Origin of the sequence: Candidatus Enterococcus testudinis, assembly GCF_002140915.1 — a bacterium.
GTDB lineage: Bacteria > Bacillota > Bacilli > Lactobacillales > Enterococcaceae > Enterococcus_D > Enterococcus_D testudinis.
In genome coordinates this window covers 77,385-95,427 of the sequence record NZ_NGKU01000001.1, presented here as the reverse complement: position 1 = coordinate 95,427, position 18,043 = coordinate 77,385, and the positions used below count along the sequence as shown (strand labels likewise).

The 18,043-nt window shown below is 38.9% G+C and carries 16 protein-coding genes; 6 read left to right on the top strand and 10 right to left on the bottom strand.

Annotated features, from left to right (window positions below; genetic code table 11):
• Positions 1-16: 16 nt before the first annotated feature.
• From A5886_RS00440 to A5886_RS00410, 7 genes are all read right to left on the bottom strand, one after another.
• Positions 17-304: a PTS sugar transporter subunit IIB gene (locus A5886_RS00440; RefSeq protein ID WP_086273147.1), complete on the bottom strand. Its 288-nt coding sequence runs from the start codon at positions 302-304 to the stop codon at positions 17-19.
• Between the two features lie 130 nt (positions 305-434).
• The gene (locus tag A5886_RS00435) at positions 435-1,454 is read right to left on the bottom strand and encodes a LacI family DNA-binding transcriptional regulator (RefSeq protein ID WP_086273146.1); all 1,020 of its coding nucleotides are present in this window, start codon (positions 1,452-1,454) and stop codon (positions 435-437) included.
• Between the two features lie 122 nt (positions 1,455-1,576).
• Positions 1,577-3,595 carry a type I pullulanase gene (pulA, locus tag A5886_RS00430; RefSeq protein ID WP_086273145.1) on the bottom strand — a complete coding sequence of 673 codons (2,019 nt, stop codon included), beginning with the start codon at positions 3,593-3,595 and terminating at the stop codon, positions 1,577-1,579.
• 44 nt (positions 3,596-3,639) lie between these two features.
• Positions 3,640-4,266: a DUF624 domain-containing protein gene (locus A5886_RS00425; RefSeq protein WP_086273144.1), complete on the bottom strand. Its 627-nt coding sequence runs from the start codon at positions 4,264-4,266 to the stop codon at positions 3,640-3,642.
• A 6-nt stretch (positions 4,267-4,272) separates the two neighbouring features.
• Entirely contained in the window at positions 4,273-5,160 is an 888-nt protein-coding gene (locus tag A5886_RS00420) for a carbohydrate ABC transporter permease (protein ID WP_086273143.1), read from the bottom strand.
• 16 nt (positions 5,161-5,176) lie between these two features.
• Positions 5,177-6,109, bottom strand: coding sequence for an ABC transporter permease (locus A5886_RS00415; RefSeq protein WP_086273142.1), 933 nt, complete (start codon positions 6,107-6,109; stop codon positions 5,177-5,179).
• 138 nt (positions 6,110-6,247) lie between these two features.
• Positions 6,248-7,909, bottom strand: a complete 1,662-nt coding sequence (locus A5886_RS00410; protein ID WP_086273141.1) for an extracellular solute-binding protein — start codon at positions 7,907-7,909, stop codon at positions 6,248-6,250.
• Positions 7,910-8,115: 206 nt separating this feature from the next.
• Between A5886_RS00410 and A5886_RS00405 the strand changes: the two genes are divergently transcribed.
• Together A5886_RS00405 and A5886_RS00400 are read left to right on the top strand one after the other, a co-directional pair.
• On the top strand, positions 8,116-9,612 hold the full coding sequence (locus tag A5886_RS00405; RefSeq protein WP_086273140.1) for a response regulator transcription factor: 1,497 nt from the start codon (positions 8,116-8,118) through the stop codon (positions 9,610-9,612).
• The gene (locus A5886_RS00400; RefSeq protein WP_086273139.1) at positions 9,613-11,325 is read left to right on the top strand and encodes a sensor histidine kinase; all 1,713 of its coding nucleotides are present in this window, start codon (positions 9,613-9,615) and stop codon (positions 11,323-11,325) included.
• A gap of 57 nt (positions 11,326-11,382) precedes the next feature.
• On the opposite strand, the gene A5886_RS00395 is transcribed toward A5886_RS00400, so the two are convergent.
• Positions 11,383-11,997, bottom strand: coding sequence for a TetR/AcrR family transcriptional regulator (locus A5886_RS00395; RefSeq protein ID WP_086273138.1), 615 nt, complete (start codon positions 11,995-11,997; stop codon positions 11,383-11,385).
• Between the two features lie 352 nt (positions 11,998-12,349).
• On the opposite strand from A5886_RS00395, the gene A5886_RS00390 reads away from it, so the two are divergent.
• Genes A5886_RS00390 through A5886_RS15705 form a run of 3 tightly spaced genes read left to right on the top strand, consistent with a single transcriptional unit; the run spans position 12,350 to position 13,414 of the window.
• Positions 12,350-12,661: a PadR family transcriptional regulator gene (locus tag A5886_RS00390; RefSeq protein WP_086273137.1), complete on the top strand. Its 312-nt coding sequence runs from the start codon at positions 12,350-12,352 to the stop codon at positions 12,659-12,661.
• Positions 12,662-13,249 (top strand): HAAS signaling domain-containing protein, encoded by a 588-nt coding sequence (locus tag A5886_RS00385; RefSeq protein WP_086273136.1) that lies wholly within the window; start codon positions 12,662-12,664, stop codon positions 13,247-13,249. It abuts the gene before it with no gap.
• Positions 13,250-13,414, top strand: a complete 165-nt coding sequence (locus A5886_RS15705; RefSeq protein WP_179189942.1) for a hypothetical protein — start codon at positions 13,250-13,252, stop codon at positions 13,412-13,414. It begins immediately after the preceding gene.
• Positions 13,415-13,611: 197 nt separating this feature from the next.
• Here A5886_RS15705 and A5886_RS00380 read toward each other — a convergent pair whose 3' ends face one another.
• Complete coding sequence (locus A5886_RS00380; protein ID WP_086273135.1) at positions 13,612-14,097, bottom strand: DUF2798 domain-containing protein; 486 nt, start codon at positions 14,095-14,097, stop codon at positions 13,612-13,614.
• 257 nt (positions 14,098-14,354) lie between these two features.
• Between A5886_RS00380 and A5886_RS00375 the strand changes: the two genes are divergently transcribed.
• Complete coding sequence (locus A5886_RS00375) at positions 14,355-15,719, top strand: MFS transporter (RefSeq protein WP_086273134.1); 1,365 nt, start codon at positions 14,355-14,357, stop codon at positions 15,717-15,719.
• A gap of 58 nt (positions 15,720-15,777) precedes the next feature.
• On the opposite strand, the gene treP is transcribed toward A5886_RS00375, so the two are convergent.
• Positions 15,778-17,754, bottom strand: a complete 1,977-nt coding sequence (treP, locus tag A5886_RS00370; protein ID WP_086273133.1) for a PTS system trehalose-specific EIIBC component — start codon at positions 17,752-17,754, stop codon at positions 15,778-15,780.
• Between the last annotated feature and the right edge of the window lie 289 nt (positions 17,755-18,043).

The window sequence follows — 18,043 nt, the reverse complement described above, 5'->3', positions numbered from 1 at the left end:
ATTTTTATTTATTTAGCTAAATATTTATTTCTTTTACAATTCGTTCTAAGTGTCGAAATCTGAATTCTTCTTCTGTCAATAACACAATTTTTTTATCTGGAAAAGCGGCGGTTACTTTTTCCAGATTGAATCGGGTATGAGGCGCCAACAGTAAATAATCGCATCCTTTTCCCGACATGAAGATTTCTGAAAACGGGGCGGAATGAATCGCTACCGCCTTCTGATCACCTACCTGCTCTTTTAATGCTTGTATAAGAAGCGCAGTAGATAATCCAGTTGTACAAAAAAGACCAATCGTTGTCATCCAGACACTCCTTAAAATGTAATCCCTTACTTTTTACACACTTACTATATCACAAGCTAAATATTTTGCAAGACTTTTAGATAAATATTTTTGTTTAAAAACTAAAAAAGACTAAACACTTTTTACATGTTTAGTCTTTTTTTATTTGAATGCTCTCTCGTTCAACGATAGTTGTACCCAAAAGCATTTTGATATGATTGGTGTCTTCCGTTGTGATTTTCTCTATTAACCGCCGAACCGCTTGCCTGCCAAGATACACTTTGTCTACTTTGACAGTCGTTAAAGGCGGGCTGCAAAACTCAGCCAGTGGAATATCATCAAAGCCAACAATGGTCACTTGATTAGAACTCTGGATTTCTTTGATTGCTTTCATCGCACCAATGGCAATGTTGTCATTGACCGCAAAAAAAGCGCTAGGCAATGGGCGATTGTCTGCAACCATTGATTCCAAGTATATTTTCATATCTTGGTATGAACCTTCTAACGTCGGTTCAACGAGTGCTTCAGTTTCTTCATAGTGGATCAAGTCATGATCTTGGATGGCCTGAAGAAATCCTTGCTTACGTTCTCGAAAATTATTGATTTGAAATGTCGAATTGATAATCCCAATATCGCGATGACCTTTGGCAATCATTTTTTCTACGATTTGATAGGCACTGTCTCGATTATTGATTGCAACAAAATCAAAGTCTTGTGCATTAAACACCGTATCTAAAATAACAAGAGGAACACCAATATCTCGAAACGCATCTAAATCTGCTTTTTCCAATTCCGTCCCTAAAAGCAGCAATCCATCTGCCATTTCTGGGCGAATCGTATCCATGGGTTCTTCATTCAATGCCAATGTTGTATGGGAAATCACCAACTCATATCCTAAGGTACTGCATTCCATTTCGATTCCACGAATCAATTCAGAAAAGAACGGTGTATCCCCTACTACATTCCCTTGCTTATTCATAATGACAAACTTTATTTTTTGATTCTCAGTTTTCTTGATTTCCCGTTGATCAAAATAGCCCATGTCTCTCGCAATTTTCAATATTGCTTGCCGTTTTTGTTCGCTGATTCCTTTGCGATTATTGATAGCATTGGAAACTGTACCACTAGATACACCAGCTTGACGGGCGATATCGGAGATAACAACCTTCATATATCCACCACTTTCTCATGTCAGTTCACATAAATTATAGCAAAGTAAACCCTTTTTTACTACAAAAAAGCTAAAACAAACTAAATAATTTAGCTTGTTTTAGCTTTTGCTATCTTAGCCTTCTACTTCCGACGCATTTTCACCCATATCATAAAATGCAGCGGTGCAAGAAGCGTCTCTTCTGCCATACGTGCTTCAGGCCCTGCCGCAGTTGTATCTGCAACAAGACACCAGTGATCATTCTCGTTCGTCTCAGGTAAATTCAATTGCCACGCTTGTTCACTGCTATTTGCAGCCACTATCATTGATTGCCATGGATGCGTTGAATCATCATTCGGGATTTCATAAGCAATCACATTCTCAGCATTCGTAGTCAAAAAGGTCATTCTCATTGCAGAAGCTGTGGTCTGATCACGCAATGGCGCATAGTTTTGGCGTATTTGCCATAATCCGCGATAGATAGCTCGCAATTCTTTGAATTCTTTTGCCCGTTGCCAATCCAATTGATTGATTCGAAGCGACGAACGGAAAGAATTTTCATCGCCTTCTTTGGTACGGCCAAATTCTTCACCTGCTTGTGTTAAGACCGCTCCTTGACTTGTAAATAGTAGGGCTGCGGCTAATTTGTTACGGGCAAGAAGCATGTCGTCTTTCCCATAAACACGTTGTTTATTTTCAGGGGTCATTGTCGCCACCAATTTATCCCAAAGTGTCAAATTGTCATGAACTGATGCATAGGCGATCACTTGCTGCGGTGATTTGGCCCAACGATTGTCTGCATGATGGTCATCATAACGCGGGCTGCCTTGAATTGCAGTCGCTAAATCATGAAGATAGAAGGTTTCTTTTGCTTGAGGACGACCGTTCATTCCTTGAATGAAGGCACCATCCGTTTCTTCAAACACATCCCCTTTGATACTGTCTCGCAAATCATCGCTAAATACAGCAATACGTTCATCTAATGCCCAAACATTACTTTTATTGGCGGGAATATTTGGGGCCATGATTTGATTGCTGCCAGCATCCCAAGGTTCGCCATATAGAATCACATGTTCAAATCCTTCCTCATCCAAACGCTGGCGTAGTTGATTCATGGTATCTACATCATGAAGACCCATCAAATCAAAACGAAAGCCATCGATATGGTACTCTTTGGCCCAAAATAGAACAGAATCATGGATAAACTTACGCATCATTTTGCGTTCAGAAGCAGTTTCATTGCCACACGCCGAACCATCTGCGAAATCTCCTGCGTTATTTTGTCGGTAATAATAGTCAGGCACTGTCAAATTAAACCACGATTGCTCCGTAATCGCTGTATGGTTAAAAACAACATCCATCACAACGCCGATATTTTCTTGATGCAGTGCTTGAATCATTTGTTTGCATTCACGAATACGCGCAGCGGGATCAAACGGGTCAGAAGCATATTTGCCTTCAGGGACGTTATAATTTTTGGGATCATAGCCCCAGTTATAGGTTTCGGCGGTTTCGTCATTGTCATAATCAAATATTGGTAATAAGTGTACATAATTAATGCCCAATTCTTTCAGATAAGCCATGCCCGTAGGTTGTTGTGTATCATTGACAAGATGCGTGTGCTTCTCAGTAAATGCCAAATATTTGCCACGATTCTCGCTTGAAATACCACTATCCGGATCACTGCTGAAATCTTCTACATGTAATTCCCAAATGTAGGCATCTGTGGATGCAGCAGGCACTGTATAGCTTGTATCTTGCCATCCCTCCGGATGAATCTTACTTACATCAAGAATCGCACCGCGATTTCCGTTGACTCCGACTGCTTTTGCATATAAGTCAACAGATTCCACCGTTTCATCGCCTCGGGTGATTCCATATGTATAAAATAACCCTTCGACATCTTCGTTCGTCGTTACAGACCAACAATTATCTGCTTGTGTCATCGGTAATGTCATTATTTGGTCAGCATTACCTGCCTCACCGCTTTGATAAATCTTCACTTCCATCGCATCCGCTTCAGGTGACCAACATTTGAAGGTTGTCTGATCCTTTTGAAACGTAATGCCTAAATCATTGCCTTGATACGTATGTTCTTCTAAAAAACCGATTCGTTTATCAATTTGAATTTTCTTTACTCCATAAATACCTGTATGTGCCAATATATTCTCTCCATCCTGCCTCTATTCATATCTTAGATCTTTCCTTATTCTACCTTCTCATATTTCCTAAAAAAAGCCAACAGTAAACCACACCGCACGTACATCCAACCACTTATGCCGAAAAAACAAGCACTATATAATCCAAAAACAAATAGATTGGGTGATAATAACATCAATAAAAGCGGCAGTAATGTGACACTATGCAGCAAAATTGACCTAAAAGGATGCATGATCAATAGCTTGATATCATTGATTAAGATCAATCGCAAACGATTGTTATACCGCGCGAAAGAAAAAAATGTACATTGGAAAAGATGCGCACAAATAAGGGTACTGATACTTAATCCAATGATCCAACCATTGAACAATTGATCCATTTGTATATAATACAGCCAATTCACGCCTAATAGCCAAACAAATAATACCAACCCGATCCATACCAAGTTGCTTTTGACAAATGACTGTCGAAATACATGAAAAAAACTAGGCACAATTGCTACTTCTTTTCCTTGAATCAATTGAATAAGGACATGAAATCCGGCAGTTTGAGCGGCACCAATCGTGACGATTGGTATACTACTCAGCAAAAGCAGCGCATTTAAAATAAGCAATTGCCCAAATTTACCCAATATTCGCGCGAACCACCGATCAGAATGAAAAAAATAAATCATTGTCATTTACTCCTTTACTGAACCAACAACAATCCCTTGAACAAAGTATTTTTGCAACAGTGGATAAATAATCAACAACGGCACAACAGCAACAACTATTTTTGCAGCATTTAAATTCCGATCCGATACAGCAAGTAAGCTTTGCAATTGTTCGGAAGTTAGATTTCCTGCTCGTTGCATCGTTTCAGCGATATTGACTGACAGCGATTGAATGTAGGTCATCAAAGGATAATTTTCGGTTTTTGTCATATATATCAAACCGCTGAAAAAATCATTCCAACTCCCTACGATACTAAACAAAGATACTGTAGCCAAACATGGTAACGACATAGGAATATAAATACGTGTTAAAATTTGCAACGGATTGGCCCCATCAATGCGGGCAGACTCCTCCAACGATTTTGGAATACCGCGAAAAAAATTCATGACTAAAATCACACTGCCGATTGGTACCGCACTTGGCAAAATCAAAGCCCATATCGTATTTAGCAAACCTAAATTCCGCACAACCAGATAGGTAGGTATCATGCCACCGCTAAACAACATTGCAAATACCATGAAGCCCATCAACACGCGACGCAGACGAAACACTTTTTTTGTTTTAGATAGTGGATAAGCCATGGTAACGATCATCACTATATTTAGCAACAGCGAAACAACTACCCGAAACACAGAAATGTTAAAAGAACGCCAAAATTGCTGATCACCCATAATCCGTTCATACGCCGCAAATGTCAAATCGATTGGCCACAAACCAACTTTGTTGGCTGCTACAGCTTGACTACTGCTCAGAGATATTGCCACCACATTCATCATCGGAATCAAGCATGAGAGCGCCAATAAAATGACAATCACGTATATGATACCGTGACGTAAACTGAATTTTTCTTTCATTTGTTTTTTTCCTTTCCTAGAACATCACTCGATCGGTTTTCTTTTCAGCAATCTTGTTTGAGGTATAAATCAATATCAGACCAATAACAGACTTGACCAATCCAACTGCAGTACCCAGACTATAATCTCGACCAATCAACCCAATCCGATAAACATAGGTATCGATAATATCCCCACTTTGGTAGACGACTGGAGAATATAAATTGTAGATTTGATCGAATCCAGCATTCAGAATATTCGGCAAGGATAAAATAGTCATCAAAAGGATAAATGGCAGCATCCCTGGCAAAGTCACATGCCAGACTTTTTTTGACCAACGCGCACCATCCATTGTGGCGGCTTCATATAAACCAGGATCAATCGCTGTAATTGCCGCCAAATAGACAATTGAACTATAGCCAAAACTCTTCCAGACATCTGTACCTATCAGTAACTGAGGAAACAATTGATTACTTCCTAGAAAATTCAAAGGCTCCATTCCGAAATTTTGTAAGATTTGATTGACCGTTCCATCTAGACTAAACAAATTGACAACGACTGAAGCTAAAATTACCCAAGATAAAAAATGCGGGAGATAAACAATCGTTTGAATGGAACTCTTTAGCCACTTTATACGTACTTCATTCAATAATATCGCAAATATAATCGGAACAATGGTATTAAAAATAATTTTCCAAAAAGCGATAAAAATCGTATTTTTTGTCACTAGAAAAATATCAGGCAGACTAAACAAGTAACGAAAATGTTCCAACCCCACAAATTCAGACCCCAACACACCTTTGGCCGGTACATAGTCTTGAAATGCCATCAATAAACCGAACATCGGCCCATAGGAAAAAATCAAAATAAATAGAATTCCGGGAATAATCATTCCTAGAAAGAACAACTGGTCTTTGGCAAATATATGTTTCTTTTTCTGTCTAGCGACTTTCTTCGCTGAAAGTTCCATTTCTTCACTCCTTTGACTTTGACGAAATGATTGGAACCAAAAAACCGATCAAATACTGGAAATCAGTCGCACAGCGCGTTCTATCGATTTCTTTGATCGGAAGTTTGGCACCAGATTAGTTGACGTTACATGAATGCCCTAATCACGGGCATCTACAACCTCTTGCATTTCTGCTAGAATCGCGGCTCCCCCTTGGTTGTTCCAAGTGTCGACATAGGTTTCAAAATTGTCCAGTGATTCTTCGCCAGTAATAAACTTGATAAAGGTTTCTTCTTCAAGTTTCCCCACTTGGGCCCCGTTTCTCTCATTGGCCTCAATGGTATCAAAGCGCGGCGGTTTTACTTCATTCAAGAGACCTTGTTCCCTCACGCCCCCCATCACATTGTTAACTGCCAAATACCTAGAAGCAAATCGAGTCCAATCAACTGGATCTGTATCCTCCGGTGACTCTAATGTCTGCTTGATTTTTTCTGCATTGTCTTTGATAAAGAAATTAGAAATATCCTCTATATCTGTTTTTCCCAAAGCTGCATTAGAGGCCTCTACTGCATCATCGATTTCACTATACGCATTCAAAAATACGACATTCCAAGGGCGAGCTGTGCCATCAACATCGATTTTGGCATACTCATAAATTTCTGGGAAATCAGCTTCAATATCATCTGAATTCGGTACTTCCCCGTATATCAAGTTGATCATTTCCATAATTTTTTCTGGTTCAGAGAATCCTTTGCGTACTACGATATATTGCCCCGTTCCTCGGTTGGCGATTGCATTGACCCTACCGTCTCCATTTTCATTTTCAACAGCATATGGAACAAACTCTGCATTAGGATCATTTTGTTTGGCTTGTACCAAGCCCCAATCAGGCATATGCCAAGGACCGAAAATCACACCAGATTCACCGTTGACCATCATTGCATGTATATCGTCATAGGTACGTGTACCAAATTGTGGATCCATGAAACCTTCATCTTGCCATTCTTTTAGCAATGTCAAAGCTTGTTTCATTTCTGGCGTATTTGACCCATAGAACATCTGTCCTTGCTCATCTTGCAAGTATGATTTTGGATAAGCCCCAAAAGCATTCATAATCGCTGTTCCTGTATATGCTGTCCCGCCATGACCTGGTGAAGACAGCCAAAATGCGAGTGGTAAACCTAATGCTTTACCCGTATTTCCAGGATCATTTTCCTGAAACGCAATCGCTACCTCTTTGATTTCATCTAAAGTAATTGCTTGATTGCCATCTTTGTCTAATTCGATTCCTAGCTGATCCAACCAGTCTTGTCGCAACCAAACTAAATTCGGTCCAAAGTCATCGCTGGTTGAAGGAATTGCCATTAATCGATCATCAAAAGTTGCTGCTTCTAATTGAATACCATCAAAAGAATCATAAATATCTTTCAAAAAATCATCCGCATATTCATCAAATACTTCAGTTAAATCCTCTACTAAATCATTATTGACTAATTCTTCTAATTCATCCCGGCTTCCAACAATCATGGTATCTGGTAACTCACCCGAAGCGATGGCTAAAGACACTTGCCGATCGTAATCTTCTCCATGTGCTTCAAAGGCACTTTCCATTTCAATCCCTAACCGTTCTTTGATTAATCGTGTATAGGCGTTGTCTCCATAAGTATCTCCCTCTGGAAGCTTAGCATTTGGTGCCGTTTGCCGACCAATAGTGATGATGATGTCCCCGTCTTCATTCGTTTTGGCTTCTTCTGATCCGCACCCAGCTAATAGCAGTGCTGAAGAACATAAAGCAGCAAAAGTTGCAATTCTTCTTTTCATTATTTTCCCTCCTTGTTTTTTTGATTCTTCATTATTATACGCAAACGATTTCATTGATGATATAGCACGATTTTCAGATTTATAGCACAATATCGAGAAAGAATAAACCGTTTACAAATATACTGTGTATTTTCTCTGATTTATCCATTATTATGAAATAAAGAAATCAATCTATCCGTTAAGATGAAGAAAAGGAGGACATATGCATGTATCGCTTACTTATCGTAGATGACAGCTTTGATCAAAGAGAGGTGATTAAATTCTTTGTCGCACAGAGGGCTGAAAAATGGCTGATTCATGAAGCCAAACATGGTCGAGAAGGGTGGCTGATGTTTCAAAAAGAACCATATGACCTCGTCATTACGGATGTAAAAATGCCTTTTATGGATGGCCATGAACTCGCCCACTTAATAAAAAACAACAAGCCAGAAACGCCACTGTTGTTTATTAGCGGCTATGAGGACTTTCATTTCGTCAAAAAAGCTTTGCAGCTGCAAGCAGTCGATTATCTACTAAAACCACTCGATCCAGATACATTTAAAGTCCAAATAGAGAAAATATTGTCCATTGTCCACACACAAAAAAGCCAACAAGAACAAAACCAGTTACATGATCGTCGATACTTAAAAGAAACGTTGACAAAGATTTTTTTGGGCCTTCCTTGGGGTAATTTATCAGCTGAAGAGCAATCGATTGCGCAATTTTTTTTAAATGACAATGATCAGTTTACGATTCTTCCTCTGCCCAAGGATACGAACAATCAAGTCCATTTTTTGGCGTCCTTGATTCATGAAGAACCAGATATTGGTTTCATACCCATACATCCGACTCATCTCATATTTTTTGATTCAACACGTTCAATCAAAGAGTCGCTTCTCAAAAAAAAGATCCATACGCTTTTTTGGAACCATTTTCAGATGCACCCTACATTTGTGACGAGTGCACCTATTCAGCATCCATTCGCGGTTTATTCTATTTATCAATCATTATTGTCGTCTTACAAACATTCTTTTTACCCTAACGAAAAGAAACAAACCTGTTTATTGCTGCCAGACCATCACTATATTGTCAAAACTGGTATTCCCTTGAAAATCAGGACCTATATGCAGCAAGGTGATATAAACAAAATGACTCAACTGATTCGAATGGTCTATGCGTCCTTTGAAGCAAGCAGCAGTGAATCCCCCACAACTGCCAAATTTTATTTTGCTACACTTTATCAAACACTCGTTGAAGATGCACATGGCTTGGTGGAAGTTACTTCTCTAAGCCAGGAATTAAATCGGATTTTGGAAGCAGATAGTTTAGAAGCAGCTATGATAGTTGTTGAAGAACTTTTGCAATTTATCAAAGAAAATGTCAATCTGACCGAGGATGGTCACTCAAGCGGCTATATCCGCCAAGTCAAACATTTTATTTTCTCCAATTTCCATCAAGAGCTTAGCTTGGAAATTTTGGCGAAAGAGGTTAATATCAACCCCAATTATTTAAGTGCACTTTTTAGTAAATATGAGGGGATGGGGCTCACAAAGTACATTAAATCCTACCGAATTATGCAAGCCCAGAAAAAACTAAAAAACAGTTCATACAGTATCCAGTCAATTTCAAAACAAGTAGGATTTAATCACTACTCTTATTTTTGTAAAACTTTTCGGGAAATCGTTGGGATGACCCCTGATGCTTATCGGAAGAAAGGACTTTAAATGCTATTCAAAACAAAGCAACTCTTCAAAAATGTGCACTTTCAAAAGAAAATCATTTTGATTTCTCTTCTTTCCAGTATTATTCCATTGATTCTCTTGACTATCATAGGCGTATTTGTCATCCAGTTTTTTATACAACAGCAGGAAAAAAGTGCTTATGAAGATAATGTAACAAGTATTCGGTATCAATTAGAAACAAAGATTAACAGTTATCAAGATAGTTTGCTGTTTTTAGCAAATAATGCAAGTCTGATTCAAGAACTGTCGAAGCAACGTTTTTCAAATTATAGTCAATATGATTTATACAAAAATACAGTGGTACCTTTATTTCAAAGTGTCACGTTCCAAAAAAATGATATCCAAAAGATTACGCTATTTACATCGCTTGATTTATACGACCATGGAGAGTATGTGAAACAAATCAATGAAGAAAGTATTGTACATTTATTTGATCAGCAGAAAACAACTGATGTACGTAGTTATTTTGATGAAGATAATCAGTTGTTATATTTTTATACAACTATCTTTTTGAAAGGCAATTCCATTGATACACAAAATTTTCTCGTTTTAACGATTGAACCAAGCACGCTTTTCACTCATCTGAATGCAATATCAAATGAACCCTATGACTTGTTGATCTATTCTGAGTCCGATCATCTAGTTTATCAATTTGAACGTCTGACTCAACAAGAAGCACGACAGAGCAACCAGTTGATTAAACCTGCGGCATTAGACACCGACCCGATTATCCTGAATAACCAGTGGCGGGTTGTGTTTGTAAAAACCGCACAAACAGTTTTTAGCAGTACATTTTATTTGATCACTGCTGCAAGCGTGCTTTTTTTGATTGTATTGATTTTTCTCATCATATCCAGTTGGTGGTTAGCTAAAACCGTTGTTCATCCGGTGAACGCGCTAACCAAACAAATGGCCTCATTCTCTATGGAACATTTAAAAATTAAAGATTTTTATGAATCAACAGATGAAATTGGTCAACTTTATACAAACTTTCAGCAAATGCTTGATCAGATTCACAAATTGATCAATGAAGTTTATCAAGCTGAAATCAAGCAAAGGAAATACGAGCTACGTGCTTTACAGGCACAGATCAATCCACATTTTTTTTATAATTCATTGGCTTTGATCAGTAATACTGCAATGATTCATCGACAACCAGAAATTAGTGAGATGGCCCATCTCCTCTCCCATTTCTATCGACTTAGCTTAAATCAAGGGAATAGCCGCTTAACGGTCCAGAAAGAATTGGCGCTTACAATCACGTATGCCAAAATTCAACAAAAGATGCATCATCACTCTTTTGATCTGCAAGTATCTATTGATGAACGAACCAAGGAGTATGACATGATCAATTTATTACTGCAGCCCTTTGTTGAAAATGCAATTTTCCATGGAATCGACCATATAGAAGATGACCGACGTGGTGTTTTGACCATCCGCAGCTACTGCTCAGATCACCATTTGCTATTTGAAGTTCATGATAATGGTCCAGGGATGTCGCCAGAACAGCTGAAATCGATCACAGAAAAAACGAACACACATTATGGGATCCATAATGTGTGTCAGAGAATTGCTTTGTATTATGGTGTTGAAAATGCATTAAAAATCACCTCATCACCCGAAAATGGAACACGGGTCCGACTGAAACTGCCCTTTTATTTACCAAAGGTACCAAATGATCAGTTTCCAAAATGAAGCAAAGCAAACAAACGTTATCGAAATATTCTGAACCTTACACCCGCAATTACTCTACTACTCATCCCACATAATCAATCCAGCATCAATCAATGACTGTGGGATAATATCTTTATACGCTGTTTTGGGATCCACGATTCTGCGGTACCAATAGTCCTGAGTGTCTTGCATAAATGACGGCAGATCCATCATGTCGACTTTTTTTGGATACGTCAAAATAAGTCCCACAAAAAAAATCAATGCTTCATCATGGATTTTACGTATATCCTTGCATGATGCGTTTGCAAACACCTCAGATTGATTGATCGATTCAACAAAATAATGATACGAATGGTCTTGGACACAGTGTCCACAACCGATATTTTCCAAAAATAATGCGTAAAACAAATATTGATTCCGACAAGCAAATGCATAATAGTTAAACCAATAACTATACAAAGCATCGACATTCCCCATAGCGGGATTGGTTGTTTTATGGATATCCAAGAAGACATCAGCCACCATCGCTTCTTTAAATTGTTGCATACTTGAAAAGTTCAAATAAATGGGTTGCGTCGATGTACCCGCGTATGCAGCGATTCCTCTAACTGTAATTTTTTTGGTATAATGCTCGGAAATATATTTTTTAAGGCACAAAATCAAGTAGTTTTTTGTAATATTTGCTTTTCTCATTGTTATTTACTTCCTTTCTTTACAGTCATGGACACGATTCTTTCTCACCTCCTCATACAAATCGAGTCGACTGACTATACTGTTTTCTTCCGCCTCTTCCTCACTTGACCTTAAGGGACATCTATCTGTTTTTATCTAACACAATGATTCGTTACTACTACTTTATCAAAAAAGGGAACAGTATCCTATATAAAAATGTCATTTAAAATAAAATATTTTAATTATCATGAATTAATTTTAACTTAAAACAAAAATCTAGTCGGTTCTCATTCCTAAGACTGATTTTTGGCACAATGGGTTGTTCCTCGATACTATGTATTGTATAGTATGGGTATGAAACGGAGGGAAAGCTGTGGATGCACAATTAAAAAAAGGGTTGTTGGAGATCTGTGTGTTGGCTTTTTTACAAAGAGGTGATTCGTATGGGTACGAGATGGTCAAAAATATCTCTCCCTTATTGCCTATTTCTGAATCAACCCTCTATCCTATTCTGAAGCGTTTGGAAACAAGCCAGTCGGTTCACACTTATACAAAAAATCATCAAGGTCGCACAAGAAAGTATTATCAAATCACACCGCAAGGCAACGAACGAATCACTGAATTTCTAACCACAGACTGGCCGCAATTGACAATGATTCAACGGTTTATCAAAGGAGGCGTTTAAATGGAGAGAGTGCAATTTATTAAAGAATTGGCTGCGGAGCTATCTTACAAAACCAAGCCTAGTGAAATACATCAGCTGATCGATTACTACGATGAAATGATCGATGATTTGATAGAAGAAGGATTATCGGAAGAAGAAGCTGTGACGCGATTAGGTAACCCAAAAGATTTAATCAAAGCGCTGCAAACAGAAGAAGAAATCGTGGTCGAGATCCCTCGGCGTTTCCATCCCCTGCTATATGTGATACTGATTTTGGGGTTTCCATTGTGGGGAAGCTTATTACTGGCTGCTATTTTGTTGATGCTAAGTGTACTGCTAGTATTATGGTGTGGTCCACTAACCACCGGACTCATGGGCATAGCAACACTACTAGGGGGGATTGCTAGTGTTGTTTTAAGTCCTTTATTAACTGCAGATGGCCTCTTCCTTCTATTCTCACAATTAGGTGCAGGGCTCTTCTTGTTTGGTTTTGGGCTACTATGTTTGTTAGCAACTTATCGAATGAGCCATTTATTTTCACGCTTATCAATGGCTTGTCTGCTATGGCCTAAACAATTATTGACCAATTACAGAAAGAAGGGCATATAAATGATAACCATTAACAAAAAGTTTCTAGTCTCCGTCAGTCTTGCGTTTATGTTTCTTGGTTTAGTCGTAGGCTTGATTGGTTTTGCCATGAGCGGTTATTCGGTTCAATCCTATCATTTAGATGAACGGCGCTGGTATCAATTGGTAAGTTTCTATACAGAATAAGCAGAAAAGTTCAACTATTTCACCAGGTTGTGAAATAGTTGAACTTTTCTTTTTTTGTGCTGCATATTATTATAAATGTACATCCTGTATCCTATTTCATAGGGTAACCGAAAAAACCCATACCATCCTATGGGTTTTTTTTGTGTATCTTTGAACAACATGAACAGACGCAATCAGCGCATACTTTCATCTCATTACTAGTCTTGCACAGGTTGCGCTTCTTGGATAGTCCCGATTGGAAATAGTCCACGGAAAATCCCGCGAATGATTGGTCCTGCGACAAAAAGTTGCAATGGCAATGCAACTATCACATTTTTTCCGATATTGATCAGCCAATTGATTACGAGTGAATGACTTGGATTGCCATGCATGATGGCACCAAATAATGACATAAAGAAGACCATCCCTGCAATCATCAGTGAAGAGATCAAACCGATTTTCTTCCAAGTGGCAGAATCAGGGGTCAAATATTTAAACGCAAAACCTTTTGCTGGTCCTGATACGATGAACCAATCAAGAATAAATGCAATACAAAGTGCCAATGGCAACTCATTCCAAGCCAATTGGAACGCTTCTATGGATACACCTACTTGGAACATGAGATTATAAACACTCATAAAGTACACCATGAAAAAACACATCAAGGTGGTATAAATCAAACTTTCTTTTTTGTTGATGGGCATAAAAAACTTCCTTTCTTTTTGTGTTACTCGATCATTCTAGCAGAATAAAAATTTTCGTGTAAGCAAAAAATTGTAAATTTTCAAAGAAGTTTTTCATCGCTTTTCAAGCGTACCCCTTGACACTGTTCCTCTGAATCAGTAAAATAGCTATTAGATTAAATCGTACAGATAACAAGCGGTCACGCTTGTCGAGAGAGAGGCGGTTTCTATGTAAATAGAAACGGTCTCTTTTTCTGCGAATTTTTAGAGGTGAATGTATGGAAAACAACAAAAAACTCGTGGGGGCTATCCTCGCAACCGGATTGATGTCATTTGCTGGTGTTTTGATAGAAACAGCTATGAACGTGACCTTTCCTACCTTGATTCAACAATTTGGCATCACGACTTCGGACGTCCAGTGGGTCACAACGATTTATTTATTGGTGATTTCGATCATCGTCCCTATTTCGACTTTTCTTCTGAAGAGGTTTCAATTAAGAACCTTATTCTTAGCCGCCAATATGTTCTTTCTGGCAGGATTGGTGATTGACTTTTTGTCGCCGACTTTTGCCATTTTATTGCTGGGCCGTTTGTTCCAAGGTGCCAGTACCGGTATTGCGCTGCCCTTGATGTTTCACATCATTTTGACTTACTCCCCGTATGAAAAACGAGGTGCAACGATTGGATTGGGCAACTTGACCACATCGATCGCTCCTGCGATTGGGCCGACGTATGGCGGGTTGCTGACAGCCCATTGGTCTTGGAATGCCATATTTTTATTTTTGATTCCGGTGATAGTGATTTCGCTGTTTCTTGGATTATCATCGATCCCCAAAAATACGGCACCGAAAAATGCCACCTTAGATGTACTCAGTGTGCTGTCCATCGTGATGCTCTTCAGCGGATTCTTGCTTTTCCTGAATCAATTGGGCACAATCGCTAGTCTGGTACCGCTGGTTGTGGGCTTCATGGGACTGGGATTGTTCTGGCAACGGGCCAAAGGACCGCATCCTTTGATTCGCTTAGACGTCTTAAAAAATCGAAGCTTCTGCCTCTTTTTATTTGGGTTTCTTGTGTGTCAGTTTCTGCTCTTAGGCGTATCTTTCGTCTTGCCGAATTTTGTTCAAATCGTTTTAGGTAAAGATGCCTTTACAGCTGGTTTGATTATGCTGCCAGGGGCTGCGATCGGTGCAATATTGGCGCCAATTGCCGGACGTTTATTGGACAAAGTTGGTCCTAAAAAACCGATTTTACTGGGTATGGTACTCATCGTCATCGGTTGGTTGGCTTTGGCACTTTTACTCCGCAGTATATTTATTTGGGGATTAGTAGCCGGTCACATATTTTACATGATTGGCATCGGCTTATCCTATAGCAATATGATGACGACTGGGTTAAATAAATTAACACCGGAATCGTATGCGGATGGCAATGCGATTTTCAATACACTGCAACAATTTTCTGGTGCAGTTGCCACGGCCATTGTTGCGACGATCATTAATCTAGCACAAAGCAACGCTGGTTATTTGCAAGGTACGATCATTGGTTCTCAAATCGCTATGTTTGTGCTTTGGGCATTGGTCTTACTCATTCTTTTCTTTATGCTTCACTACTTCTTTCGACCAAAAACCATGACAAAATAAAAAAGTGTGTCGCTGGCTTCAATAGGAAGAAGCCAACGACGCACTTTTTTGTATCCATTTAATTTAATGTAGCAGACCCAATTTGATCTTTTGCTTGAACAGTACCGGTTTTTGCGAGTGAAAGTTGATTGACCTTCTCTGCATTGGTGAAGACTGTTAAAATATCCGTCTGTTTACCAGCTGCTGTGACTGCATCTAGATTCATGACAGCTATTTTTGTGTCAGGTGTCACTGTGTCGCCTTCAGCTACTGTGATCTCAAAAGGCGCGCCTTTTAATTCCACTGTATCTAAGCCCATGTGAACGAGTACTTCAGCGCCGCCAGGCGTTAGAATACCAATCGCATGCTTGGTTTCAAAAATACTGGAGATTGTTCCGGCTACCGGTGCATAAACCGTGCCATCTGTTGGTTGAACAGCAAAGCCATCACCCATCATTTTTTGTGAAAAAACTGGATCTGATACTTCAGTGATTGCGATCACTTGACCGTCTGCTGGTGCATAGAGTGTTTCTTCAGTTGCAGAAACAGCTGATGGTGTTGCAACAGTTGCTTCAGTAGTTGCTGTTTCAGATACATTACCAGCATCTACAAGCGCCAAATCTGGTTCTAATTTATTCAAAAACTTCACTTTTCTCAAAATAAGTGTAAAGACAAAGGTAATGACAATCGTTAACGCCATTGATAAGAAGACCATTGGATAATTTTCGATTTTAAATGATAAGAATCCAGGTAGACCGCCTACCCCAATACCTAATGCACGGGTATTCGTTGCTGTGATCAGCATACCACCAAAAGCTGAACCAATCATTGCTGCAACGAAAGGATACACATACTTCAGGTTGATCCCGAACATTGCAGGTTCTGTTACCCCCATATATGCTGAGATTGTTGCTGGAACAGATACTTGTTCCTCTTTTTTATTGCCGCGATGTAAGAACCAAATCGCAAAAACAGCTGTTCCTTGTGCAATGTTTGATAGCATGATCATCGGCCATAAGTTGGTTGACCCGAAATCAGCAACCAATTGGGAATCAATAGCTAAGGTTGTATGATGTAAACCAGTGATTACTAACGGCGCATATAAGCCGCCGAAAATAAAGCCAAACAACCAGTTAAGCGGTGATGTTAATCCGGCATTCACGACCCAAGAAATGCCTGATCCAATTTGCCAACCGATCGGACCTAAGACCATATGAGCCGCTAAAATAGTTGGTAATAAAGAGAACAAAGGAACAAAAATCATTGATACAGCTTCTGGAATCCATTTACGGAAGAATCGTTCAAGATAAACCAATAAGAAACCGGCCAACATAGCTGGTATAACTTGTGCTTGGTAACCTATTTTTTCAATTGTAAAGAATCCGAAGTCCCACGTATAATTTTGGAGAATGTCTGCAGCACTTGTTGAACTAACAGAGTAAGCATTTAATAATTGCGGTGAAACCAATGTAATACCTAAAACAATACCTAATATTTGTGTGGTACCCATTTTCCGTGTGATACTCCAAGTAATCCCTACTGGTAAGAAGTGGAAGATTGCTTCACAAGGCAACCATAAAAATCCATTGACGCCATTCCAAAATGTAGATGCTTGTGTGATGGTTTGGTCACCTAAAAAGCCTAATGGTACGCCTTCTAAAAAGTTCCGCAAACCAAGCATGAGCCCCCCAACAATGATTGCTGGCAATAGTGGCGTGAAAATCTCTGCTAATGTACCGATAGCACGTTGAACGAGATTTTGGTTGTTCTTTGCGATTGACTTGCTTTGCTCTTTTGAAACGCCTTCAATTCCAGAAACAGCTGTGAAATCATTGTAAAAAGAGGACACATCGTTGCCTATGATTACTTGAAACTGCCCAGCATTGGTAAACATTCCCTTTACACTTGCAATGTCATCGATTGCCTTTTCATCTGCTTTTGACTGATCATTCAAGACAAAACGCATCCGAGTGGCACAGTGTGTGACTGCCGCGATATTTTCTTTACCGCCGACATACGTTAATAGCTTTTCAGCATCATCGTGATACTTACCCATCCTAATAAACCCCTTTCATATACACTTGTATATATATGTTTTAATATCGAGATAATCATAACTGGATATTTTATATTTTGCAAGCGTTTCACGCCGTTTTTTTTAAAATAAAAAATAGAATAGATGAACTACTCCCTATATTCAGCATAATAAAGCCTAAATAATACTATTCATTTTATTATTTATTTAAAATGAACAGAAAAAAAATAAAAAAACAGTCAAGATAAATTGTAAAAGCTTACAAAATAAGATATAATCATTTTGCATGTATAGACAAGTTTAAAGGAGG